The sequence below is a fragment of the Moritella viscosa genome, from assembly GCF_900120065.1.
GTDB classification, from domain to species: Bacteria; Pseudomonadota; Gammaproteobacteria; order Enterobacterales; family Moritellaceae; genus Moritella; species Moritella viscosa.
Map to the genome: position 1 here is coordinate 205,618 of NZ_FPLG01000156.1, position 22,746 is coordinate 228,363.

The following is a 22,746-nucleotide window of genomic DNA, read 5'->3' on the forward strand; positions in this document are numbered from 1 at the left end:
ACTAGCGTAACTCAGCCATCCCACAACGAAGTAAGTACTGATAAGTCTCTTGGTCACCGCATTTCACCACCAGTCCTGTACGTCCACGGCTTAACAAGACTCGATAGCTGCCATAAGTATAATCATCAATATCTCTACGATAGTATCTGTTTTCCGATAAATTTAATGCTCCGTTTCGAAACTGCAGATCCGGCCCCCACTCCAAAAGAGCAATGGATAGCTCCAAACCCTGGCAAGAAAACTCAGTACATGCAGTTTGCAGCTGACAACAAGATAGCGGGGAATTGGGTGCATCTACGTACCAAGCACCAAAGTTATCTTTCAGCTCGGTGAGCTCACTATCATTTTTATTAGATTTGCTCGATTTCAACCAACCTACTCTAAACGCATCGACTTTTTTGTTATCTTCATGCAACGCTAATTGCAGCGTTCGAACATATTCATCAGCAGCTCCTTTGCTGGTGGTTATATAAAGCGGATAGTGGCTGTGTATTCGTTTTGCTATTTCATAGGCTTTTTGGTCGTTATTATTGAGTACAGCTTCAATCCAATGATCAAGCTCATCAGTGTAGTTTTGCCTAATTGGTGTTTTTAGATAGAACATGTCTCTTTTATTTGGATTTATATCTTTAACAAAGTGAGCATGTATTGCAGGCATAATCGGGGTGAGCTTATCCCTAAAAGGTCGAATAGCATCGCCTAAAGATATCATCATGTTTTCAAGAGACATTTCATTTTTATGTATAGCTTGCCCATCACCCACCAGCAGCACTAAAACGCCAAATTCTTTATGAGCTAACCAACGGCAAAAAACATCTAATTCAGAGTCCTCGCCTCCCCCGCTCACTTTTCCCCAAGCCCGCTGAGCCTCATCAAAAACAACAAAATTTTCTTCTCGACTCTTTTTCTTAATATCTTTTTTCTTAATATCTCTTTTAAAGTCAATTAAGTGCTGAATAATACTGCGACCATCTATCTGTAATTCCTTTCCAGAAAGTGCACCATAGTAATCTAAGGTGTGTTGGAGTACTTGTACCAGAGGTTTATTGCCTGATAAAAATAAGGGTTTACAGTTTTTAGATCCGTACGTTGTCACTAAGTCAGCAACGGCACTAATGCCTAACAGTGTTTTACCGGCACCTGGTCGTCCATTAATGACAACAACATAGCGCAACTGATTTTCCTTTGCGTGTTGGTATAGCTTAACTAGGTTCTCTCTAGCCTGCTCAATATTTTCGCCAGCTTCTGTTTTCAGGTTAGGGATGTCATTGTCGTAAAACACGCGAACGGTGCCATGAATAATACTAGGCTGGCGATTAAAGGTACCGTGCTGCCATTTACTCACATCGAAATGATGCTCCGACTGCAAAGCAGTACCTAAACCATCGACTAATTTAGGGAGGATACAATTGCTCGCAATATCGCAAATTACAGAATCATGCTCAAAGATATTTGCATCAATCTTGGTTAGCGCAAGATAGCAGTGTCCCGTTAATTGATGGGACTCGCTATGAAAGTTGATCATGGTTTGTAAATCAAACAGTGCACGCGTTACTTCTTGTTGACTAGCTACCACTTTATGTTTGAACTCAACGACGAAAAGGTCCCCGGTAGGCAATACAATATTCACATCTGCCGCCCGCTTTCCCCCTTCACCGACTAATTCTTGTTCGAAAGCGACCCAGCATAAACTTGGGTTGATTCCTGTATTTACAATGACCTTAGCTAACGTTGCCTGCATTACATCGTACTCAATGGTCCAGGCATGACCTTGGCTTGGTGATAGCTCTTTTGTCCAAGGAAGTTCGGCGTAGAAGCTTTCTAGCGCATTAACAAAACAGTCTTTAGATATATCTAAAAAGTCAGTCCATGTTCCAGCCCAACCAGTTTTACTCAAATCCATTTGACCCCCTTTTAAGTTAACGCCTTTACAGCTGGAATATCTGCGGCAGCCCAATCAACATCCCAAAGTTCACTACCACTGAGCCAACGAGAATCAATATGTTCAGTAAGAGTGATATCCTTTGTTTCTAAGTGACAAAGAAAGCAATGCATAGTGATATGAAAGTCTGGGTACTCATGATTAACGGTAGTCAGTAATTTAAGTCCACTTACAGCGACTTTAAGCTCTTCTTGCAGTTCTCGTTCAATTGCAGTTTCTAGTAATTCACCCTCTTCCACTTTACCACCAGGGAACTCCCATTTATCGCTGATGTAATCAAGCTTTGCAGGCCCGCGCTGAACCGCAAGATATTTCCCGTTACGTTGAATAATCGCAGCTACAACTTCGATGTGTTTTTTCATATTACTTCAATGCTCCCAAAAGGGCCTTAATTCGTTTGGTTAACAATGCTACATCGTTTGGTGAATCAATGACATGCATATTTTAATGACAATTTGTGCAGGCTGGTATCAAAGCTGGCAAACTCATAGTGCTGATATCAATTGTATATATAACTTTGATGTGTGAGGATTAGTCCATATAAATCCTATTCGAGGAGGCTCGCAATGTACTGGTGGGTTAATCATAAACAAACACATACTGAGGAAATCAGTGGTGGTTATATCTGGTCGCCGAAAAAGAACACTAACGGAGCAAAAAATCATAGCTATGACAATATGCCTCGGACCTCGGTTGGCGATACAGTTTTCTCATTTGCATATGCGGAAATTAAGGGGATTGGTCAAGTCATAGAGGCTTGCTGCTCTGTACCAAAACCGAGTGAGTTTGGTCATAAAGGTGAATATTGGGATGACGATGGCTGGTTGGTTAAAATCAAATGGACAATGCTTGATAAGCCATATCGAGTCAAAGACAATATTGCTCAAATTAAGCATTTACTTCCAGAGAAATACTCTCCGATTCAACAAAACGGTAATGGTAACCAAGGCTGTTACTTAGCCAGTATTACTGCGGAATTGGCAAGCGTTTTATTTACTTTAGCTGGACAAGAAATAAAGCCTCATCTCACTATTGGTTTTGATGAAGAACTGGACAAGAAAGAAAATGTAGTACTTCAACAGTTAGAGCAAGATACTTCTCTTACAGAAACAGAAAAAGAGCAACTCGTAAAAGCGCGACGTGGGCAAGGTAAGTATCGTCGCAACTTAGAGAAAATAGAGTCATGTTGCCGTGTCACAGGCTTAGCCAATAAACAATTTTTAGTTGCGAGCCACAGTAAACCTTGGCGCGTATCATCTAATTTTGAAAAGTTAGATGGTAATAATGGTTTTTTACTATCGCCACATATAGACCGCCTTTTTGATCGAGGTTGGATCTCTTTTGAAGATAATGGTGAACTTATAATCGCGGAACATTCAATTATCGAAGTACTCAAGTCATGGGCTGTTTCATATCCATTAAATGTTAACTCATTTACAGATAACCAAAAAAAATATCTTGCCTACCATAGAGAGGAAGTATTTAAACAGTCGCGACCTAACTAGGGTATTTAAATCCGCCGTTGATACTAAATGTGAAAGGAGAAAAACAATAAAAATGAGTAAGCTATTTAAATTAAAAGAATATTTGTCGTTAGATGAAGCGAAAACATATCTAACGAATATGCTTGAAGAAAAGGTATCAATGGCTGATATCTACCGTTTAGCACTTGATGACAACTTAAGAATATCAGTTACATTCCACAGTATGGTTACTGCCGCATTCGGGCGTATCTTTTTTGATAATACGGATAAAACAACGCCTTTAATTGAAATTGATCAATCTTTCTCCCTAGAACAAAAGTTAGATAAACCATATTTAATGAATAAATCAAACGGTCATCTGATGACACATAACAGTTGGCTTTTATTTGATACTAGACTGTCTTATTCAAATAGCCTTTGGGATCTATCAATGTTGGGGAGTGAATACGTTGATATCCAAAACCTTCATCAAGAATCTATAGGTGAAAATGCTGGTGGATTCATCTCTGCGATTAAAGGCGTTGTTTTAAAAAATCATGATAGCTACTGCTTACTCAAAGGATTGGAGCTACCAGCTGATATAGATGAATATGAAAAACAAATTAGAATGAATGAAGCTAAGGATGAACATTTCCATAATTGTTTAAGCCTTAAAGAATATGGCCATCAATTAGTAATAAGAACTGAAGAACTAACACGGTTTGTTCAATCGTTACATGATGAACCATTAAAAGCACAACAAGAACCAAAAACATTAACGTCAAAAGAACACATTACATATCAGCTTATAATTGCTTCATTATTACATAAAAATAAACTAAATCTTAACGAACGAGGTATCGCAGGTAAGATACGAAGAGCAACGGAATCAAACAATACCCCAGTTTCTGAGGAAACAATTCGTAACCTTTTGCCTCAAATACGAGATACGGTTGAATTAAAGCAAAGATAATAAATTCCAATTGGTATTTTTTTTCCCCAATTGGGATTCCAAACCTTCAAAATCAATAATCTCTTAGTTTTCCAACAAACAACTAAGAGGTTTTTTATGTCTAATAAAATAGTTAGATTACCCCACGTTAAGAGTCAAACAGGCCTATCCCGTAGCAGTATTTATCTGCGTATGTCACAAGGTGAATTTCCGAAAAGTATCTCATTAGGTGCTCGTGCTATTGGCTGGCTTGAAGCTGATATTAACCAATGGCTCGAAGACAAAATAACAGCAAGTAAAAATGCGAGTGGCAGCCATGCATAATCTCAATCTGATGTTATATAACTTTATGCCGTTTATTCAATGTATACCGCTAGAAGGTTGTCTTTTATTAGTAATTTCAGCGGGGATTTATGGCTAAACGTCAATACTTTGATTACTGCCGAGCAATGACACAAAACAGTGACATCAAGATAATTACTAAAAAACAACTAGCAGACATGCTAGGAGTTAGTCCATCAACAATATATCGAATGATCCAAAGCAAACTGTTACCACCACCCCTACGTAGTCCAAAAGGGTATGTTAGAGGTTGGCTAAGTGGCTCAATTGACCAATGGAAAGCTGAACAAAATCAGTACTACTAATAAATATGACGAAGGGCTCAACAGCCCTTTTTCATACTTATAGTTGAACACAATTGAGCGCTATTGGAACAACAACCCATCTTTATGTTCAGTTATTTTTATTACTTGTCCCTTAGCCTCTATAGCTTCGGGTTAAAGAACAGAATACATAATCGCAGGTTATTTATAATGTATGTGCCAGATTTCTCTTCATCAGTCAAAGAAGTTTCTTGCTTATTATCAATATAAAAATGAACAGCAACTCATCTTTCACAAGAGGACCGGTATTAGAAAAGAGATCCTCGAACAAGGATTTAAACAACTCGATATTATGATGACCGAATACTCAAAAGTCAGTGTGATCTTATTGCAGCTACATCCGGATAGATTCACTGAAGATAACGCGACTATCACTCAATTCTTAGTGCAGTTAAAAAAGAAACTGATAAAGAAATATAACAGCAAGATAGGTTACTTATGGGTAAGAGAGCAGAATAAAGCTGAAGCACAGCATTACCATTTAGTAATCATGATTAATGGTCATAAATGTAATAACGCTTATACAGTGAGTCAGTTATGTGACGAAGCATGGGAGGGACCAACAGATACCAACTTTGCATTCCGTATTAGGAACCGCTTATACCGTATCGAGCAATATAAGAATAACCGTAATGAACTACGTGCTGCCAGAATGAGGATGAGCTACATGGCAAAAAATGAAACCAAACATTTTAGTAAAAACACAAACAGCTTTGGCGTAAGTCGATTGAAATCGAAAACAACATAACTCGTCGCGTGATTAGTGGGCCTTATTGACCATTGCTTTGAAATGAATACTTTTTTTGATCGTATGACATTTTCCGCTTGGCACAACTATTAACGATAAGACATTGAGTCAGAAATAAAAAACAGCTTCAATGCCAATTTTCACGATCAATGCCAAAATAACACTGAACTGTCATTTGCAGCTATATAGCTATCAGCTCAAACATAACTAAAAAATAAACAGTACAAAATTCAGTTGATTATAAATATCCAGCGGATAGAGAGACAAATTAAACTGGAATTATTCAGTCCATAATGTCCCCATAGCTAAGATGACGCGCGCGCGTTTACAATATGCGATAAAATAGACCAAAGTATATCGCTGATTTTAATTTCAAATACGAGTTCGTTTCGTTGTATCTCAGTACACCAATCAGTAAACTACAAACAATTAAAGATGAGTCGCTATGTTTCTCAAGACAGTTAGGCTACCCATCTTACCTTTCATTGCAATTTTAGGCATTCAAATGACCAACAAACTAACGCTTCAACAGCTAGAAAGCTTTTTATGGGAAACAGCAGATATTCTGCGTGGCAACATGGATGCCTCTGAATTTAAAGATTACATCTTTGGCATGATGTTCCTAAAGCGTTTGTCTGATGCTTTCGAAGAAGAACGTGAAAAGGTTATGCAATACTACCTAGGCAAAGGTAAGACCCAAGCCCAAGCTGAAGAACTAGCGGAAGATGAAGATGAGTACGATGATACTTTCTTCATGCCTGACAATGCCCGTTGGCCAGCCCTAAAAGACTTGAAGCACAATATTGGTGAAGCGCTTAATAAAGCAATGGAATCAATTGAAGAACACAACAAAGCCCTTGAAGGCGTGTTGGTTACTATCGACTTCAACATCAAGAACAAGTTATCAGATAAAAAACTACAGGACTTGTTATCACACTTTAGCCAGCACCGTCTGCGTAATGAAGACTTTGAACGTCCCGACCTACTTGGTACGGCTTACGAATATCTGATTAAGATGTTTGCCGACAGTGCAGGTAAAAAAGGCGGTGAATTCTATACACCGTCTGAAGTTGTTTCATTGCTAGTAGCACTCTTAAAACCCCATGCAGGTATGCGTATCTATGATCCAACCACTGGCTCTGGCGGTATGTTGGTACAAACCCGTAACCACCTTGCAGCTAATGGCGAGAACTCATCGAACTTGTCGCTGTACGGTCAAGAGATGAATCTAAACACGTGGGCTATCTGTAAGATGAATATGTTCTTACACGGTGTGCAAAGTGCTGATATTCGTAAAGGTGATACGCTACGTGATCCGCAGCATACCAAGGGCGGAGAGTTAATGAGTTTTGACCGTGTTATTGCTAACCCGCCTTTCTCATTAAAGAAATGGGGTAAAGACGAGTGTGACAATGACGGTTTTGGTCGTTTCCCTTACGGTACGCCACCAAAAGATGCGGGTGATTTAGCTTTTGTTCAGCACATGATTGCCAGTATCAACGCCGAAGGTATGGCGGGTGTGGTTATGCCGCATGGTGTGCTATTCCGAGGTTCAAGTGAAAAACTTATTCGTAAAGGTATTCTCGATGATGATTTGCTAGAAGCCGTTGTCGGTTTACCGTCTGGTTTGTTCTATGGTACGGGTATTCCAGCTTGCTTGCTTATCATCAATAAGAACAAAGCTGCCGAGCGTAAAGGCAAAGTATTATTTATCAATGGTGAATTAGAATATCAAGAAGGCAAGAACCAAAACAAACTGCGTGAACAAGACATAGCTCAGATTGTTGATACCTTCGTGAATTACACTGAGATCAAGCGTTATTCTAAGGTTGTGCCTTATGCAGAGATTGCCGAGAATGACTTCAACCTGAATATTCGTCGTTATGCTGATACTTCACCACCAGCAGAAATCTTTGATGTACGCGCAATTTTGCATGGCGGTGTACCTGTTCGTGAAGTTGAAGATGACTACATCCAAGAAGCGATATTAGACGGCTTTGATGTGAGTGTCGTATTTGATATAAAAAGTGACCGTAAAGATGATGACTACTTTGAATTCAAAACAAGCATTACCAGTAAAGAACAGATACGAGATGTGGTAACGGCTGCCGATGCTGATGTTAGTTCAGTGGTCATTGCACAACTAGAACGCTGGTGGGATAAATACCAAGTGTCATTACATACACTGGATACACAAGTAGCTGATGCAGAGCTAGTGATGCAAGGTTACTTGAAGGAGTTGGGTTATGAGTAGCTTAATTCCTAATAATTGGAGCATAACAACTCTTGAGAGTAATGCTTCATTGATTACAGATGGCTCACACTTTTCACCTCAAACCTTTGAGTTAGGAAAGCCAATCGCAACAGTTCAAAATATGAGAGAACGCCATATTGACATATCATCATGTCGATTAATTTCTCCAGATAAATTTGATGATCTAGTTAAAGGTAACTGTTTACCAGAATACGGTGATGTATTGTTTTCAAAAGATGGGACAATAGGTAAAACCTTTGTTTATAAACAAAAACAACCAATAGTTTTACTTTCATCGATAGCTATCATCAGATTAAAGCAGCACTTGCTTAACCCTGACTATTGCACTCAATACTTACAATCATCTTTATTTTATAAGCAATTGGAGAATGCTACATCAGGCTCTGCAATACGACGTGTTGTTCTAAAAGATATTAAACAGTTAGAACTTCCAACCCCGCCACTCCCTGAACAACAAAAAATCGCAGCGATTCTCACCTCAGTTGATGATGTGATTGAAAGAACACAAGCGCAAATAGACAAGCTCAAAGACCTTAAAACAGGCATGATGCAAGAGCTATTAACGCGCGGTGTTGGTGTGGATGGAAAACCGCATACCGAATTCAAAAATTCGCCAGTGGGTAGGATTCCGAAGGAGTGGGATTGTACCTTGCTTGATAACATGGCTAAGAGAGGGAGTGGTCATACTCCTGACAAACAAAAATCAGAGTACTGGAACGAAGGTATAAAATGGGTATCCCTTACCGATTCGTCAAAACTAGACAATTTATACATTCATGATACATCGAAAAAAATAAGCCAACTAGGAATTGAAAATTCATCCGCGACATTGCACCCTAAAGGTACTGTGGTGATGGTTAGAGATGCAGGTATTGGTAAAAGTGCAATAATAACAAGCCCAATGGCTGTAAGTCAGCATCTCATGGCCTGGGTGTGTAGTGATAATTTAGATAATTATTTTCTTTATTACTTGCTTCAACTGTGGAAACCAAAATTTGAAGCTATCGCAATGGGAAGTACAATCAAAACCATTGGTTTACCTTATTTTAAAAAATTACAAATACCAGTGCCTCCAATTGAAGAACAAAAGATTATTTCCAGTGCATTAAAAAGTGTTGATAACAAAATTTTTGTATTACGGAAAAAATATTCTTCACTTCGTGATACCAAAAAATCCCTTATGCAAGACCTGCTAACAGGCAAAGTACGGGTTAAGATTGATAGCTAATATCCACCAGCAGTAATTCGGGGCGCAGTGCGCTCCGAATTAAACACACAGACAACAATCATATTATGGACAATACATTGTTAGACTTATCATTTATTAAAAAATCATTCACTCCCGATGAAGCCATTAAATCCATCAAAGATAAAATTGATACCGAATTTGATGAGATGAACGTCGGTGAAAAAATATCAATTAATTCCGGTGATCATAAAGCCTATTACCTTCCCTCTATCAAAACCGCATTCGACTTTTTAGGCATTAAGCTGGATTTGGTGTCTATAATTGAAAAATGTGAAATAGAAGGGATAAAGCCGCTTCAGATATCCCGTTCTAGTATGTATGACTTGCAAGGCAAAGGGGTTGGAAAAAATATATATAGAAAATATTTAAATTGGGCTTTTGACAATTTTACGCCCTATTTCACAAAATCATTTTCAGATACGCCTTCCTTGCTTCACAGCATCGATACAGTGCCTTCAAATGCCTCTGACTGGAAGCTATTTTGGTTAGGTACTACAAGTTCAATTAAAGGGGTGGATTTCGCATCCCTCATGCCAGAGTTCGTGCCTCTTATAGAATTTATCGAATACCGTTGCGACACCGAATTAGCATTGCAACAATCAATACGTAATAGGGATGACTTCGATACATTAAAACATGCGGATGTAGCCATTTGGTGGCCACAATTTATAAAACCTTTTTTCGATGAACACACAGTACTTACATCTAAAGAATTAGATACTGTTAATAATGTTGTAAGCGGTCGCTTTACTCCTAGTGAATTAGTTGAAACTGAAAAGCATGCTTTCTATATCGACTTACTGCGAGTTAAGTATGATTTTATCCTGTCAGCTATCGCCCATTATGAAGTTGGCTATGTTCTAGCCTCGTGTCCTGATGACCAACAACCACAAACCGTAGCGCCTTTAGCTTGCCACGCCATAAAAAAATACGCCACCAGCAATGAAAGTCGCACTTGTTTTGACTGGACCTTACAAACACTCAAGGATTGGTGGTCTGAAACAAAATCAAGCATTAGCTGGAGAGACATAGCCAGTTGCATACCGATTGAAAATACTGACCCTACATGCAAGTCTGGAGTGACTCACATAGATAAGCAATACTCCCGCCTTAAAGATTGGCGCAAAGGAAAGAACCTACCTTCCAATAAATTATTAGAGCAATTCATCACCAATATTGCAGCATCAATAGGGGCTGAGCCTGAATGTGACCGCTTATTTATTCTTTGTCGCATTACCATAGGGCTGGATAAGGCATTAACTAACTTAGTCAAAGAGTGGGGCAAAGGTATCGGCTCAGAGAGCCAAGTCAATGCAATATGGAAAGATGTACTCAGTCATTACTATGAAGACTATTACTTACACTATCTAAACCAGCATGTTGCAAGAAAGACGCAGATAGAAAAAATCTAAACAAGTACAAAATGAGTATACCTTTAACTGCAACTCAACTTGCAGTTAAAGTATTCTTTTCATGTAACCAATTATCTAGCCCTTCAATACTTGTTGAGTACAAGGTAATGAGTTTATCCAACGACTTATTCTTGAATTTTTTTAGCTCTTCATTATCACCACGGCTAGGAACAAATACAATACAGCCTTCACTAAGATCATCAGCCTTTAAATTTAACTGGCTAAGTTTCATTTGATAGTAATCCAAATTATTATTGTTTTTAGGGTTGTAAAGCTCATTACAATCAACCCCTTTAAGACGTAACAATTTAGCCATTGAATTGCGAGTGTATACTGCCGCACGATAAGCGATATATTGATTCACTTCTTCAAGGTTTGGCAGTATGAGTGGCTTCCCGTCAAACGACCCTGTGATACTAAGGTTTCTATTTTTGTGAACCCCCTCCTGAGTAAAGAAATTAGTAAATGTGGAGGCGATAGTCGTTACGATTTTAAATAATCTATCGTCAAAGTAATTGTCATAAGTATTTAAGATAAATGAGACTTCATCTGAAGCCATTACCACACCTAGAAATAACTGCTGGGCATTACTCGGTGACTTTCGACGCAAGACATAATATGTCTGCTCAATAGCCTTAATCATTACTTTCTGAAATTGCTTATTTATAACTTTATCTTTTAAATACTTTTTACTAAGCCCAATACCATCAAGCCGTACAACTAAGAAGTGCTGCTTTGGTGTTGAAGTAAAAGACTCCGATTTTGCTTCAATATCTTTAAATTGGCTATTTAAATCACAAAGTTGTTTAACCAGTTGTAATTCTTGCATTGTTTTATTTTCCATTTCCTAATAATTCTGATTAACAATGAACTCCTCTCGTATATTTGGATCCATTGTCTCGTTCCTTGATATAGATAATGCCAAAAGATTATGAGCTTACAAAGGGGGGGAAACTATCCAAATTGCAATTTTTTTTATTAAAGCTAGTCAATTAACAGAAATATGGTGAGAACATAAGTAATATCATTGCCAAGTAAAATCTGGAGCTAACCTTAATGCTAGATAAAAATGCCGCTCAACCAAGTGATGATGGTAAATATGCAACTCGCCAAGTTTCATTTCCTAGCTTTTATTTACCACCCCCTCAAGATGTAAGCCAATTGCTTGGTCTTCCTGATAACTTCAGGAAAATGATACCGTTGATGGAATCTCTTTATGGTAAAGAATTAACAATAAAATCAAGTTCTCGCGCCAAAGTGTTAAATGGAGGTATCGGTAAACCTTCATTCAGCAAGTTAATCGATTGGCTTAACCAACTTCCGATACCATTTACAAAAATAGCTTCTCCGTCGTTACTTCGAAAATCATTCAAAGCCGCGCGAGTCAGCTCTAACTCAGGTATATGGCATTCAGTTCTACATGGTACAAAGGCAAGTAACAACGAATATGAATTGGGAGAGTTATTCGATTTTTTAGAAAAAAGAGCCGATGATGATTACCTCATGCTCTCTAGTTATAAAAAGAAAGTAAAACAAGGTATTATTAATAAAGACACCCCTATTGATATCTGGGCTCATCAGTTACCGACATGGTCTCAATCTAGCTTAATACCTACTCAATATTTTATAGATTACAGTGAGTGGTTTCATTTATATAGCTCAGACCAGAGTGAAGCTAAAAAACAGATTAATAAATGTTTTCCCGCTGTTATAGCAATGCGCTTTGATTTTTATTTATCCGCTATAGCTAACTATGAAATAGGGCTAGCGCTATACCAGCAACACAATGGTGAAAACATTGAGTGGGATACTTTTGAAGGGTTTATGCCATCAGTTATAGCTACATGCGCAGTATCTGAAGAACCTTGTTACTGCTTTGGTGCAATGTTGAAACAATTTAAAAATACCCTATCTGCAAATGGGCTTGAATTAAAGTGGAGAGAACTTGCTGCGTATATTGACATCAAAGAATCTGGAGAAGGAGAAAATGGGGTATTACGAGAGGATAAACAATACAAGCAATTAAAAGATTGGCGAAATAATAAAAACATGCCATCTGATAAAAAATTTAGAGCATTTGTTGAATCTGCTGTAGAACCTCTAGGTCATTACAATATTGAGCATATATTAATTTATGCACGTATTTCCAGAGGCATAGATAGATTAGTTTCACTGGTAAGTGAGGAATTAAAAAGTGAACATACATTGTTAGCACTCCAAGGCGTGCTCGCTAGATATCCTGAGTACTTATCTCACTACAAAAAGCTGTTAATATTAAAACAGCAAACAGCGACTTGATTATATAGCCGCTGTTTTAGTTATGATTAAAAATGATTAACCAATTTTTTATTTCTATTCATCAGGGCAGCCATCTTCACCACGGCTCAGCCAATAAGCATCATGTTCTGGATCCATTTGGCGCGAATAATTATCCCAATCATGTTGCTCCATATTATTTACGCCCTTGCTTTGATGAACCACCTGAGTTCTTAGCACCTGCGCTCGTAGCTCGGGCTGCAAAACTACCTTTATCAACTGAACCACCATTCTGTTTAGCCGTTGAACTTTGAACTCGAGCAGCTGCATCTGATGTCATTGGTGTTTTGTTCTTACTCATATAATTTCTCCATCAATTTAATTTAATATTGGCAGAAGCTCCCGCCAACAAGAGAGATAATGACAGATTAAAAATGTCTTGGGATGGGGGGTAAACCGTCCAAATTGCAAGTCACTGAATTTATTTTTGTTAACACTGAGTTTACTAACAGAATTTATAAGTAAATATAGGTAATATAAGCGTATTATTTATAGCTATTGGTTTTAGCCATAATGTAAAACAACAAATTCGATAAGGTAAAATAAAATGCTAAAAGCAATTCTCCACGGAAAAGCAGGACGTATTGAACATAATCAAGATGATTCCGTTAGTTGGTCTAGCTTATTCAAGGCCCGTGAAGATTTGCTGACATCGACAGTCTTTGAGCGATTTTATTATCTCTCTGATGAAGTACAACGGAATATGCTGCAACATTGGTTTAAAGCATATAATGGCAGTATTCCAACTGACTTTGGGGAATTAGAAGATATTAGCTACTGGCCTCGCTTTATCCATGAACATGATAAAGGCTCAAACCAAGTTGAGCCTGACTTAATTCTGAATTTCTCAGAGTGCAATATAATTGTTGAAGTGAAACCACCAGCTGGTGGAGATCAATATTTCAATCAATGGCAAAAAGAGATAGCCTCGTTTCTGCAATCTGAAGAATACCAAGGCAAACCTCTCTACTTCTTAGCGATTGGTCGAATTTCAGTATTCGATGTAAAACAATGGGCAGCTGGTTTATTGAAACAGTACGTAGAATTAAATGGTATAGCGGCATTAGAATGGGCAGCAGTAACAGAGCATATATTAACGTTAATCACAGATACTGAGCTAACTAAGCAAGATGACCGTATTTTGAATGATATATTAGAGGGTCTTAGCTTATATGGTTTGCAAACATCACAATTCAAATGGCCAGACCTTGTTCAATACAATGGTTTCCTCCCTTTATCATTAACTGAAACATATATTACTTCCTATCTTAAAAAGCAGGTATTTTCCAATTCTGAGAATATGAATGAATTATTGAATCATTCATTTCAACCTCTAAATCTGCAACAATTCCAATCGAGCTTAAAGGCATAATAAACATGAATAATAAAACTGACGACCTATTTGTTCAAGTCCGTACTGCACATCGTTTACTCGCTGCTTATTACCAGCGTTTATTGCCGACCATCGAGCAGATTGCTCATGATGCTAATACTGAGTTCTATTTTTGGGCACCAGTACGCTTCAATAAGCCAGGTAGAAACCCATTCAAAAAATGGCAGTGGGACTTATTACCAGCAGAGTCAACTCGTTATGTATTTAAACATATTAATGACGAAGCTAAAGTTACCATCAGTGATTATATTGTTGAGTTCATTGTTATTAATGACTCTGGTATTAATGATGAACAGTGTAAAGGGCAACCAGATCCATTGAACCTAAAAGTAAGTGTTGATGAAGCCCAGAGCATATTACGAATTTCGATTTATCGCGCTATAACAAGCGTTGATACTGGCTTCTATGATCGATGGGAATCTGGACGTTATCCTGATTACAGTACATCAGTTGATCTTGAGTTAGACAATGGATTTGTTAAATTCGGCTTTGAAACACCACTTGAATCGCTAATGACTGAAAGTGGTGTTGCTTCAATAAAAGAGACAATCGAGCATTATCTTACCAAAACCGAACAAGCAGTATTATCTCAGCAAAGTGAGTCTGAAAGATAAATGAAAAATAACGAATTCGATAAAGTAGAAGTCCCTGCTATTAGCCAACTAGTTAAACTAGGCTGGTCATATATTCGCGGTAAGCACCTATCACCAGAACATGTCTGTGCTGACGGTAAACCTGAACGTGCTTCACTACGTGATGTTATCTTAGTTAAACGCCTAGAAGCGGCAATCAAGCGTATTAACCCTTGGATCAGTGACGAGCATCTTCGCAAAGTATCCCGAGAGGTTACCCACCCTAACTTTGCCGCCTTGATGGAATACAACCACGCCTTTTATCAAACGTTGGTTAAATACCTATCCGTAGAGCAAGACTTAGGCAAAGGTCGAAAAGGGCAAACCGTTAAACTTATCGACTTCGACCAATCAGAAAACAACGAATTCATTTGTACCAACCAATTTAAGGTTGAAGGTAATCAAAATATCATTCCCGATATTGTATGCTTTGTGAATGGTATTCCGCTTGCAGTCATCGAATGTAAATCCCCTTACATCTCGGCACCAATGAGTGAAGGTATTGACCAATTACGTCGTTATGCCAATATCCGTAACCCTGAAGACCATGAAGGTGCTGAAAAGCTATTCTGGTATAACCAACTGATGATCTCGACCTGCCGTGACCAAGCCAAGGTAGGTACTATTAGCTCTAGTGCAGCTCACTATGGCGACTGGAAAGACGCTTACCCATTTACAGACCAAGTACTCGCTAAGCAATCATTAACCAATAACGTCATCGACTTCCGCGCTACAGTGGATATCGAGATGCCAGTAAATGCTTTAGACAATAATGAAAAGTTGTCACAGCTTGATAGAGTTGCCGAACCTTCTGCTGGTTATAGCCCGACTCCAAGTTATGAAGACTTAACCAAGGTAACAGCACAACAACGTTTACTTGCTGGTATGTTTAGCAAAGGTAACTTTTTAGACCTGCTACAAAACTTCATCATCTTTGAAACCACTGACGGACGAATCATTAAAAAGGTTGCACGTTATCAGCAATTCCGCGCAGTAAACAAAGTTATCGAACGCCTAAGAACGGGTAAAGACCGCAAAGAGAAATCAGGGGTTGTATGGCATACCCAAGGCAGTGGTAAATCATTAACCATGGTCATGCTGGCAGTAAAAATGCGTAGGGACACAGACCTACATAAATATAAACTAGTGTTTATTACCGACCGAACACAATTAGACGAGCAGCTTTCTAATACTTTCCGTGATGCTCAAGGTGATACAATTTATAACGCAGGTTCAGTTTCACAACTGAAAGAATTACTGAAGAAAGACAGTTCAGATATAGTAACCGCCATGGTGCAGAAGTTCTCTGATCTAGAAAAAGAGCAAGAAAAACAAAAAACGATTACCGAAGGGTTCGCAGACTTAAACCCAAGTGACAAAATTATTGTACTCGCCGATGAAGCCCACCGTACCCAATTCGGTGGCTTAGCCATGACCATTAATGCCGCTTTACCCAATGCACCTAAAATTGGCTTTACAGGTACACCACTGCTTAAAACCCAAAAGATGGGGCAAGCATTTGGTGGTTACATCGACGAATACAAGATCAACCAAGCAGTAGAAGACGGGGCAACAGTGAGCTTGTTGTATGAAGGCCGTGAGGTTAAGTCTGAAGTAGCAGGCGAATCACTGGATAAACTGTTTGAAGAATACTTTGGTGATTACACTGAAGACGAACAGCGCGAGATTAAAAAGAAGTACGGTGTAGTAAAAGCGGTTCGCGAAGCCCCAGCCCGTATTCGTTGGGTATGTATCGATCTGCTTAAACATTACAAAGAAAGTATTCGTCCTGACGGTTTCAAAGCTATGATCGTTGTCGGTAGTCGTCACGCAGCAACCATCTTCAAATCAACCTTAGATGAACTGGGTGCGCCGCCCTCTGAAGTGATCATATCAGGCGATCATAACGATAAAGCTTATATTGCTAAACACACAGATAAAGTACATCAGAAAAAGGTTATTAAAAATTTCAAAAAGCCATTTGGACTCGACAAGCAAGGCACTGAAGAGAAAAACAAGAAATTCGATAATACCGCGTTCTTAATCGTTAAAGACATGCTATTAACGGGCTTTGATGCTCCGATTGCGCAGGTTATGTATATCGACCGTAAGTTACAAGACCATACCTTGATGCAAGCTATTGCCCGTGTGAACCGTACCTATAAAAACAAAACATGCGGTTATGTAGTCGATTATCATGGTTTAGCGACTCACCTTACCGATGCGCTGGAATTATTCAGTAGTGACGATGTTGATGGTTCATATCAAAGCTTGAAAGACGAGATACCTAAGTTACAAGTTGCGCATATTCGTGCAATGTCGTTCTTTAAAAATGTAAAGAGCACTGATATTGATGATTACGTATTAATATTAAAAGACGAGGCTGTTCGTGCTCAATTTGATTTAGCCTTTAAGAAATTTGCTAAACAATTAAATGTCATCTTACCCGACAACGCCGCAGCGCCTTTCACCGCAGATATGAAGTTATTAGGTAAGATCCATAACGCCGCAAAAACCTTATATCGTGATGCGGGTTTAGACATGAAAGAAATTGGTGAAAAGGTTCGTCAGCTAGTGGATGAACACATCCTAAGTACAGGCGTAGACCCTAAGATCCCACCCGTAGATTTATTGTCTGCCAACTTCAAAGAAAGCATCAAACCCACTAAATCAGATGAATCTAAAGCCTCAGAGATAGAGAGTGCTATCAAGCATCACATTACCATTAACTTAGATGAAGACCCTGAGTACTACCGTTCATTAAGCTTACGTCTACGCGATATTATCGAGAAAACCGCAGGTGAATGGTCACAGCAACTCGACCTACTACTAGAGTTAACAGGTGATATAGGTAATGCCCACCAGCAAGCAGCACAAGACGTGGGTTTATCTGAAACTGAATTCGCCTTCTACAATATCCTGATCACCGAAGTCACCCAAGCCAGTGACGGTGATGTGATTGATGAATCAATACATGATGCGATTAAAGCAACCATACAAGCATTGGTTACCATTCTGGATGAAGCAACAGAGATCATCGACTTCTTCAATAAACAGAATGAAGTGAAGCGCATGAAGAGAGAAATAAAACGAGCTGTACTCGACCAACCTTTTGGTGATAAAGCGTTAGTCAGTATCTTGCAAGAACGCTTTATGGACTTAGCTAAAACCAAATTTGGCAATAAATAGTGGTAATCAGTAAGTCGATGAAGATACAAAAAAATGAACCCGAGGTGATCCAAGGAAAGGGCTACCTCGTGGAGATAACAAGAACATCTCGCACTAAGACCGCGTCGTTAAAAGTTGAAGACGGTGTGGTAATGGTTGTCGTCCCTAAAAAGCTCGACATTGCCAAGATTGAAAAGCTAGTTGCAGATAAACATGTATGGATAATGAGTAAGATCGCCTTACATAGCACAGCAACACCTGCCAGTAATAAACAATATGTATCAGGTGAGGCCTTCCCCTACCTAGGGCGAAACTATCGCTTAAAAGTGCTTAAAGGTGAGTTAGGAGCAACAAAACTAATCAATGGCCGTATTACGATATCCATCCCTGACATTACACAGCAACATCACTATATTCGCCGATTCTTAGTTAACTGGTATAAACGCAATGCTTTGAAAAAGATAACGGAAAAGGTACAGCGTTATGAGCCGCTAGTTGGTGTTGAAACCTCGGTCGTACGTATTAAGGAATTTAAAAGCCGCTGGGGAAGTTGCACACCCTATGGTGATATTGAATTCAACTGGGTTATCATCATGGCTCCTAACCGCATTGTTGATTATGTCGTAATACATGAATTGTGCCACCTACTCCACCACGACCACTCTCCGCAATTCTGGAAAGAAGTAGAACGAGTAATGCCTGATTACCAAGAGTGTAAAGAATGGCTCAAGGTTAATGGGCATGGGCTGGTGGTTTGAAAAGGATTAACCACCAAAAATAAAATAACCATAATTATAATAGAGATATAAATGAAAATTTTTGACGATATTTGGGCATCAATTAAAGGTAATGCTAAAACACGGATCAATGAACCAATCATAGGTGCTCTTGTTCTTTCGTGGTGTCTTTGTAATTGGAATAAATTAGCTATTTTATTTTTCAGTACAGCTACGATTGAAGATAAAATAAAAACAATTTCAATCGAATTTGATATTTTAAGTCATCCATTATTACTATTTTCAAATCCAAGAATTTTATTAGCTCCCTTTATTATGACATGGGTTTATCTTTACTTATTACCTAAATTTTCTCATTGGGTAAAAGGAAAGCTCAACCCCATTGAAATAAAGCAGCACAATCAAGTTGTTGATTTAGATATAAGTAAAGCTAAAAAACAACTTGAGTTGAATAAAATTAAGCTCAAAGCAAACCCAGACAATGATTTTTTAAAAGATTCAGTACAAATTGATATCAATGTTGAACAAGAAAAACTACTGCACCTAAAGCAGAAGAATATCCTTTTAAGCTCACATGCAGAGAAAGCAAAATCATTTGCCGATGAACACAAACTTGTTACTGATAAAAAACGACAAGAAGAAGAACAATCAAGTTGGAAATTCAAGCAGGCATCAGCAGAAAATAGGTCGACTATGGCCTCTCTTCGCTTTCCTTCCTCATATTTATTTTTAAACCTATTGAGTGAGAGCCTCGCCCAAGATGGCATCACATTATCATTAAAAGGACTATCTGAAACCTGCGCCGCTATTTTTGGTTATGATGATTTTAATGCGTTACTAAATGATCCCCACTTTACTAATAGTGGACTTCAGGGTATGGCTTATGTTTACTATGATGATGAATTACTTTCAAAAAGACTGGAAGATATTGTAGAAACTGAAAATTCTGAAAATGAAGATTTAAGTAGCGATATGCTTTTTGACCACATAAGCATGACTTTCGACGAACTTCCTTACGACTTTATTAATGGGGATTCACTTGCAGAAAAAGTTTGTGAATTAGTGAGTGAAGATAGTTACGATTTACTCAATGGAGACGACCTATCAGGCCCAATAGCAGATTCAATGACAAACTATGGCAATGGTGATGGTGTTGAAGATGTATCTCTTAGTTCATATGATTTTGACACTGATTTTATTATCGAATTAAGTGCTAACGCAAGCGGTTCTCACCATAGTGAGCATGATGTCCCCGGTCGAACTTTAGATATAAATATTAAAGCTCAATGTTCACCTGTAATCGGTAAATTCGGGCTTAAAGAACATGAGATTATAAATGTTAACGGTTCACTCGAAGATTATTGGGATGATGAAGATCATGATAGCCACCAATCAACTGGTGACTCGGCATCGAATCTAAAAGGAAAAACATTGGCATATGATTTTTAATCGATAGTTATCAACACTTAACTATAAAGAATGGTTAATGGACATAGTCTGGAAGTTTAAAATAATGAGAGAGAATAGATAATATGAATATTGATCCTAAATCAATGATATGTGGTATTCCAGCCTTAGATGCAAAAAAACTAATGTTATTGTTACGCCAAAAAAAACAATTTTATGTTATTAATATAAATGATTTTTTAAAGTGTAGTTCAGAAAATTCGCTCATTGTACTAAGTGATTTAGTACAGAGTTGTTATATACAGGAGACAAATAACGACGAGAAAGATTCAAGTTATTCTGTCACTGAAAAAGGTTCATTATTAGCAATGGCCTCAACATCAAAACCATATAAACGAAAATCAGTAGAAAATACATTAAATAAATTCATGCTACGAGTTAAACGCGTAAATAAAAACGAAGACTACTTACACTGTGTATCTAAAGTGATTATCTTTGGTAGTTACCTCGGCACTAAAGAGTTTCTAGGCGACTTGAACATAGTGGTTCAACTGAAAGTAAAGAATTTAGCTGAATACAGAACTAAGCATAATGAATTGATTGAGTTAGCAGAAGAAAACGGCGTTAACTTCCCTGACTTTTATTATAAAGTAAATTACAGCTACCACATGACATCTAACTACCTTAAAAGCCGTTCTAGGATTATCAGCCTTCATGATATGGAAAGAGAAGCTAGCCTCATTGAAACATTAGAGCATAAAGTTATTTTTGAGACGGAGTAGTGATTGATAATAAACTGAGAGCAGTAGCCAAATAATTGAACTACTTATAAAGTTAAATTACACTCGAAATGGATATTTTCAGAGTGTAATTCAGGTAGCCGTCTAAGTACTATGATTCATTACAGAGATAAGTCTTAAGCGTTTGTCGTTTTAGCTCTGATAATGAATCTGAATTCTTCCACTTTTCAGCCATAAATACAGCCTTATAATATTTATCTCTAGACTGTTCCATGTAAAGCCTAGTACAGGCAGCGCTCACATATTGATTCCATGCTTTAGATCCATACTCAACAACTCGGTTCGCAATAAGCCAAAGTACAGCCTCAACGGGAGTATTTCCCCAGCAGCGTTTTGCGGACTTTCGAATTAACCTAGAAGTAAAATGAAGGGGATAGTAACCACCAGCTGATTCATCTTTAAATACACAATATGTGTAGCCCACACTGTAAACTTGACTAGAAGATCCATAATTAAGGCTATCTGGCATATAGAACGTAAATGAACGTTTATTTAAGAATGTTTGGGGATCGAAGTTAGATGGATAACTTACTTTGTCATCATCAAATACCCATATTCCAGCTTTAAAATTCTGATAGCAATGCAGTGTTAACAATAGGGTTGGATAATCTAAGTAACCTAATGCCTTCGCTAAAGAAAAAGCTAAGAAATTAAAGCTATAATTATACCCTTTTAACTCTTTAAGTGACGCCTTTAACTTTTCAATGAAGACAGCTGTTTTAGGTGCACTAGTGTCAAAGCAAAACTCTGTTGGATAATTATTTGAATCAGGGCCCATTCCCAGAGCAATTCTAACGGCACGGCATAGTACTTGATGGCTGGGAGGTTGTTTCGCTCTTTTAATTACACCGAAAAAACTAAATATGAAGTTTTTGAATCGTAAATTAGGCTGGTGGAGAGGGCTACAATATTGTTGATTGAGCATAATATTTCTCGATTATGTTAGAAATAGTGACCTGAATATCTCCAAACGTATTGTCAAGAAAGTCATATAATCTGAAATATAAAATGCTGGCTCGCCCCCCTTTAAACGGGTCAGGTCACGGCTAGTGTCTGCTATACAGGAGACTTATAACACTGAGCGCCAGGTGCTCTGTGTTAATTCTATAGCGTTTTAAAACATATTTCAAAAAAGATATTTCCCAGAAGCCTCTACAAACGCCCCTATTAATCGTTAAATATAAAGTAGCAAGTTGAATTAAATACCGTAATTTACATCAACAAGCTCACTAATAGTCATTTCAGACACCAGAGAGTGATTTGATAACCATTTAGCAAAAGCATTACGATCTTCTTCCGTCACAGAACCATAGCGATAACTAGAGCAGACAAACATATCAAAATTTTCAGGTTCCCCACCACCGGCAACTACGAGAGCTCTGCGCTCAACTAAATCAATGATGTCATCAAGAAACTTATCAAGTTCCTCTTCAGTATTCGTATTTACCTTACAATTAAATTCAAATCCGTAGATCGCAAACTCGCCTAGATATAGCTTTTTTCTCAATCTTTTTTTCTTATTATGGATCTCTAATGTTTTCAACATAAACTCCTGTATATTTAACTAACACCTCAATGAGCTCTTTA

The 22,746-nt window shown here is 38.0% G+C and carries 21 protein-coding genes; 15 read left to right on the forward strand and 6 right to left on the reverse strand.

The window, feature by feature from the left end; genetic code table 11:
* Window position 1: 1 nt before the first annotated feature.
* Window positions 2–1,903, reverse strand: a complete 1,902-nt coding sequence (locus BT797_RS23100; protein ID WP_075473638.1) for a DNA/RNA helicase domain-containing protein — start codon at window positions 1,901–1,903, stop codon at window positions 2–4.
* An 11-nt stretch (window positions 1,904–1,914) separates the two neighbouring features.
* A complete protein-coding gene (locus BT797_RS23105) occupies window positions 1,915–2,304 on the reverse strand; it encodes a (deoxy)nucleoside triphosphate pyrophosphohydrolase (RefSeq protein ID WP_075473639.1) in 390 nt (129 codons plus the stop codon).
* A gap of 204 nt (window positions 2,305–2,508) precedes the next feature.
* On the opposite strand from BT797_RS23105, the gene BT797_RS23110 reads away from it, so the two are divergent.
* The 8 genes from BT797_RS23110 (at window position 2,509) to BT797_RS23145 (ending at window position 10,706) form a co-directional block, all read left to right on the forward strand.
* Window positions 2,509–3,447, forward strand: coding sequence for an HNH endonuclease (locus BT797_RS23110; protein WP_075473640.1), 939 nt, complete (start codon window positions 2,509–2,511; stop codon window positions 3,445–3,447).
* A 52-nt stretch (window positions 3,448–3,499) separates the two neighbouring features.
* Window positions 3,500–4,378, forward strand: a complete 879-nt coding sequence (locus tag BT797_RS23115; protein WP_075473641.1) for a hypothetical protein — start codon at window positions 3,500–3,502, stop codon at window positions 4,376–4,378.
* Window positions 4,379–4,474: 96 nt separating this feature from the next.
* Entirely contained in the window at window positions 4,475–4,681 is a 207-nt protein-coding gene (locus BT797_RS23120) for a helix-turn-helix transcriptional regulator (protein WP_075473642.1), read from the forward strand.
* 89 nt (window positions 4,682–4,770) lie between these two features.
* Window positions 4,771–5,004, forward strand: coding sequence for a helix-turn-helix transcriptional regulator (locus BT797_RS23125; RefSeq protein ID WP_075473643.1), 234 nt, complete (start codon window positions 4,771–4,773; stop codon window positions 5,002–5,004).
* A gap of 172 nt (window positions 5,005–5,176) precedes the next feature.
* The gene (locus BT797_RS23130; protein ID WP_075473644.1) at window positions 5,177–5,770 is read left to right on the forward strand and encodes a YagK/YfjJ domain-containing protein; all 594 of its coding nucleotides are present in this window, start codon (window positions 5,177–5,179) and stop codon (window positions 5,768–5,770) included.
* 445 nt (window positions 5,771–6,215) lie between these two features.
* Complete coding sequence (locus tag BT797_RS23135; RefSeq protein ID WP_244893734.1) at window positions 6,216–8,024, forward strand: type I restriction-modification system subunit M; 1,809 nt, start codon at window positions 6,216–6,218, stop codon at window positions 8,022–8,024.
* Complete coding sequence (locus BT797_RS23140; RefSeq protein ID WP_075473646.1) at window positions 8,017–9,273, forward strand: restriction endonuclease subunit S; 1,257 nt, start codon at window positions 8,017–8,019, stop codon at window positions 9,271–9,273. The genes BT797_RS23135 and BT797_RS23140 overlap by 8 nt, the downstream gene beginning before the upstream one ends.
* 77 nt (window positions 9,274–9,350) lie before the next feature.
* Window positions 9,351–10,706 carry a hypothetical protein gene (locus BT797_RS23145; RefSeq protein ID WP_075473647.1) on the forward strand — a complete coding sequence of 452 codons (1,356 nt, stop codon included), beginning with the start codon at window positions 9,351–9,353 and terminating at the stop codon, window positions 10,704–10,706.
* A gap of 34 nt (window positions 10,707–10,740) precedes the next feature.
* Here BT797_RS23145 and BT797_RS23150 read toward each other — a convergent pair whose 3' ends face one another.
* Window positions 10,741–11,535 (reverse strand): tRNA(His) guanylyltransferase Thg1 family protein, encoded by a 795-nt coding sequence (locus BT797_RS23150; RefSeq protein ID WP_170860709.1) that lies wholly within the window; start codon window positions 11,533–11,535, stop codon window positions 10,741–10,743.
* 227 nt (window positions 11,536–11,762) lie between these two features.
* On the opposite strand from BT797_RS23150, the gene BT797_RS23155 reads away from it, so the two are divergent.
* Window positions 11,763–13,004 (forward strand): hypothetical protein, encoded by a 1,242-nt coding sequence (locus BT797_RS23155; RefSeq protein WP_075473649.1) that lies wholly within the window; start codon window positions 11,763–11,765, stop codon window positions 13,002–13,004.
* Window positions 13,005–13,158: 154 nt separating this feature from the next.
* Here the strand turns inward: BT797_RS23155 and BT797_RS24030 are convergent, their stop codons facing one another.
* Window positions 13,159–13,323 (reverse strand): hypothetical protein, encoded by a 165-nt coding sequence (locus tag BT797_RS24030; RefSeq protein WP_170860708.1) that lies wholly within the window; start codon window positions 13,321–13,323, stop codon window positions 13,159–13,161.
* A 246-nt stretch (window positions 13,324–13,569) separates the two neighbouring features.
* On the opposite strand from BT797_RS24030, the gene BT797_RS23160 reads away from it, so the two are divergent.
* The 6 genes from BT797_RS23160 (at window position 13,570) to BT797_RS23185 (ending at window position 21,141) form a co-directional block, all read left to right on the forward strand.
* The gene (locus BT797_RS23160; protein WP_075473650.1) at window positions 13,570–14,394 is read left to right on the forward strand and encodes a hypothetical protein; all 825 of its coding nucleotides are present in this window, start codon (window positions 13,570–13,572) and stop codon (window positions 14,392–14,394) included.
* Between the two features lie 5 nt (window positions 14,395–14,399).
* On the forward strand, window positions 14,400–15,029 hold the full coding sequence (locus BT797_RS23165; RefSeq protein ID WP_075473651.1) for a hypothetical protein: 630 nt from the start codon (window positions 14,400–14,402) through the stop codon (window positions 15,027–15,029).
* Window positions 15,030–18,236: a type I restriction endonuclease subunit R gene (locus BT797_RS23170; protein ID WP_075473652.1), complete on the forward strand. Its 3,207-nt coding sequence runs from the start codon at window positions 15,030–15,032 to the stop codon at window positions 18,234–18,236.
* Window positions 18,237–18,253: 17 nt separating this feature from the next.
* Entirely contained in the window at window positions 18,254–18,973 is a 720-nt protein-coding gene (locus BT797_RS23175; protein WP_075473674.1) for a M48 family metallopeptidase, read from the forward strand.
* Between the two features lie 51 nt (window positions 18,974–19,024).
* Complete coding sequence (locus tag BT797_RS23180) at window positions 19,025–20,401, forward strand: hypothetical protein (RefSeq protein ID WP_075473653.1); 1,377 nt, start codon at window positions 19,025–19,027, stop codon at window positions 20,399–20,401.
* An 83-nt stretch (window positions 20,402–20,484) separates the two neighbouring features.
* A complete protein-coding gene (locus tag BT797_RS23185; protein ID WP_075473654.1) occupies window positions 20,485–21,141 on the forward strand; it encodes a hypothetical protein in 657 nt (218 codons plus the stop codon).
* Window positions 21,142–21,250: 109 nt separating this feature from the next.
* On the opposite strand, the gene BT797_RS23190 is transcribed toward BT797_RS23185, so the two are convergent.
* Window positions 21,251–22,084 carry a hypothetical protein gene (locus BT797_RS23190; RefSeq protein WP_075473655.1) on the reverse strand — a complete coding sequence of 278 codons (834 nt, stop codon included), beginning with the start codon at window positions 22,082–22,084 and terminating at the stop codon, window positions 21,251–21,253.
* A gap of 273 nt (window positions 22,085–22,357) precedes the next feature.
* Window positions 22,358–22,705 carry a 50S ribosome-binding protein YggL gene (locus BT797_RS23195; protein ID WP_075473656.1) on the reverse strand — a complete coding sequence of 116 codons (348 nt, stop codon included), beginning with the start codon at window positions 22,703–22,705 and terminating at the stop codon, window positions 22,358–22,360.
* Between the last annotated feature and the right edge of the window lie 41 nt (window positions 22,706–22,746).

What these genes read in the sequence shown, in the direction of transcription:
- BT797_RS23180 (WP_075473653.1), top strand. Translation starts at nt 19,025, where the DNA reads ATGAAAATTTTTGACGATATTTGGGCATCAATTAAAGGTAATGCTAAA.
- BT797_RS23110 (WP_075473640.1), top strand. Translation starts at nt 2,509, where the DNA reads ATGTACTGGTGGGTTAATCATAAACAAACACATACTGAGGAAATCAGT.
- BT797_RS23135 (WP_244893734.1), top strand. Translation starts at nt 6,216, where the DNA reads ATGTTTCTCAAGACAGTTAGGCTACCCATCTTACCTTTCATTGCAATT.
- BT797_RS23165 (WP_075473651.1), top strand. Translation starts at nt 14,400, where the DNA reads ATGAATAATAAAACTGACGACCTATTTGTTCAAGTCCGTACTGCACAT.
- BT797_RS23130 (WP_075473644.1), top strand. Translation starts at nt 5,177, where the DNA reads ATGTGCCAGATTTCTCTTCATCAGTCAAAGAAGTTTCTTGCTTATTAT.
- BT797_RS23115 (WP_075473641.1), top strand. Translation starts at nt 3,500, where the DNA reads ATGAGTAAGCTATTTAAATTAAAAGAATATTTGTCGTTAGATGAAGCG.
- BT797_RS23185 (WP_075473654.1), top strand. Translation starts at nt 20,485, where the DNA reads ATGAATATTGATCCTAAATCAATGATATGTGGTATTCCAGCCTTAGAT.
- BT797_RS23100 (WP_075473638.1), bottom strand. Translation starts at nt 1,903, where the DNA reads ATGGATTTGAGTAAAACTGGTTGGGCTGGAACATGGACTGACTTTTTA.
- BT797_RS23125 (WP_075473643.1), top strand. Translation starts at nt 4,771, where the DNA reads ATGGCTAAACGTCAATACTTTGATTACTGCCGAGCAATGACACAAAAC.
- BT797_RS23175 (WP_075473674.1), top strand. Translation starts at nt 18,254, where the DNA reads ATGAAGATACAAAAAAATGAACCCGAGGTGATCCAAGGAAAGGGCTAC.
- BT797_RS23190 (WP_075473655.1), bottom strand. Translation starts at nt 22,084, where the DNA reads ATGCTCAATCAACAATATTGTAGCCCTCTCCACCAGCCTAATTTACGA.
- BT797_RS24030 (WP_170860708.1), bottom strand. Translation starts at nt 13,323, where the DNA reads ATGAGTAAGAACAAAACACCAATGACATCAGATGCAGCTGCTCGAGTT.
- BT797_RS23195 (WP_075473656.1), bottom strand. Translation starts at nt 22,705, where the DNA reads ATGTTGAAAACATTAGAGATCCATAATAAGAAAAAAAGATTGAGAAAA.
- BT797_RS23160 (WP_075473650.1), top strand. Translation starts at nt 13,570, where the DNA reads ATGCTAAAAGCAATTCTCCACGGAAAAGCAGGACGTATTGAACATAAT.
- BT797_RS23105 (WP_075473639.1), bottom strand. Translation starts at nt 2,304, where the DNA reads ATGAAAAAACACATCGAAGTTGTAGCTGCGATTATTCAACGTAACGGG.
- BT797_RS23155 (WP_075473649.1), top strand. Translation starts at nt 11,763, where the DNA reads ATGCTAGATAAAAATGCCGCTCAACCAAGTGATGATGGTAAATATGCA.
- BT797_RS23140 (WP_075473646.1), top strand. Translation starts at nt 8,017, where the DNA reads ATGAGTAGCTTAATTCCTAATAATTGGAGCATAACAACTCTTGAGAGT.
- BT797_RS23120 (WP_075473642.1), top strand. Translation starts at nt 4,475, where the DNA reads ATGTCTAATAAAATAGTTAGATTACCCCACGTTAAGAGTCAAACAGGC.
- BT797_RS23150 (WP_170860709.1), bottom strand. Translation starts at nt 11,535, where the DNA reads ATGCAAGAATTACAACTGGTTAAACAACTTTGTGATTTAAATAGCCAA.
- BT797_RS23170 (WP_075473652.1), top strand. Translation starts at nt 15,030, where the DNA reads ATGAAAAATAACGAATTCGATAAAGTAGAAGTCCCTGCTATTAGCCAA.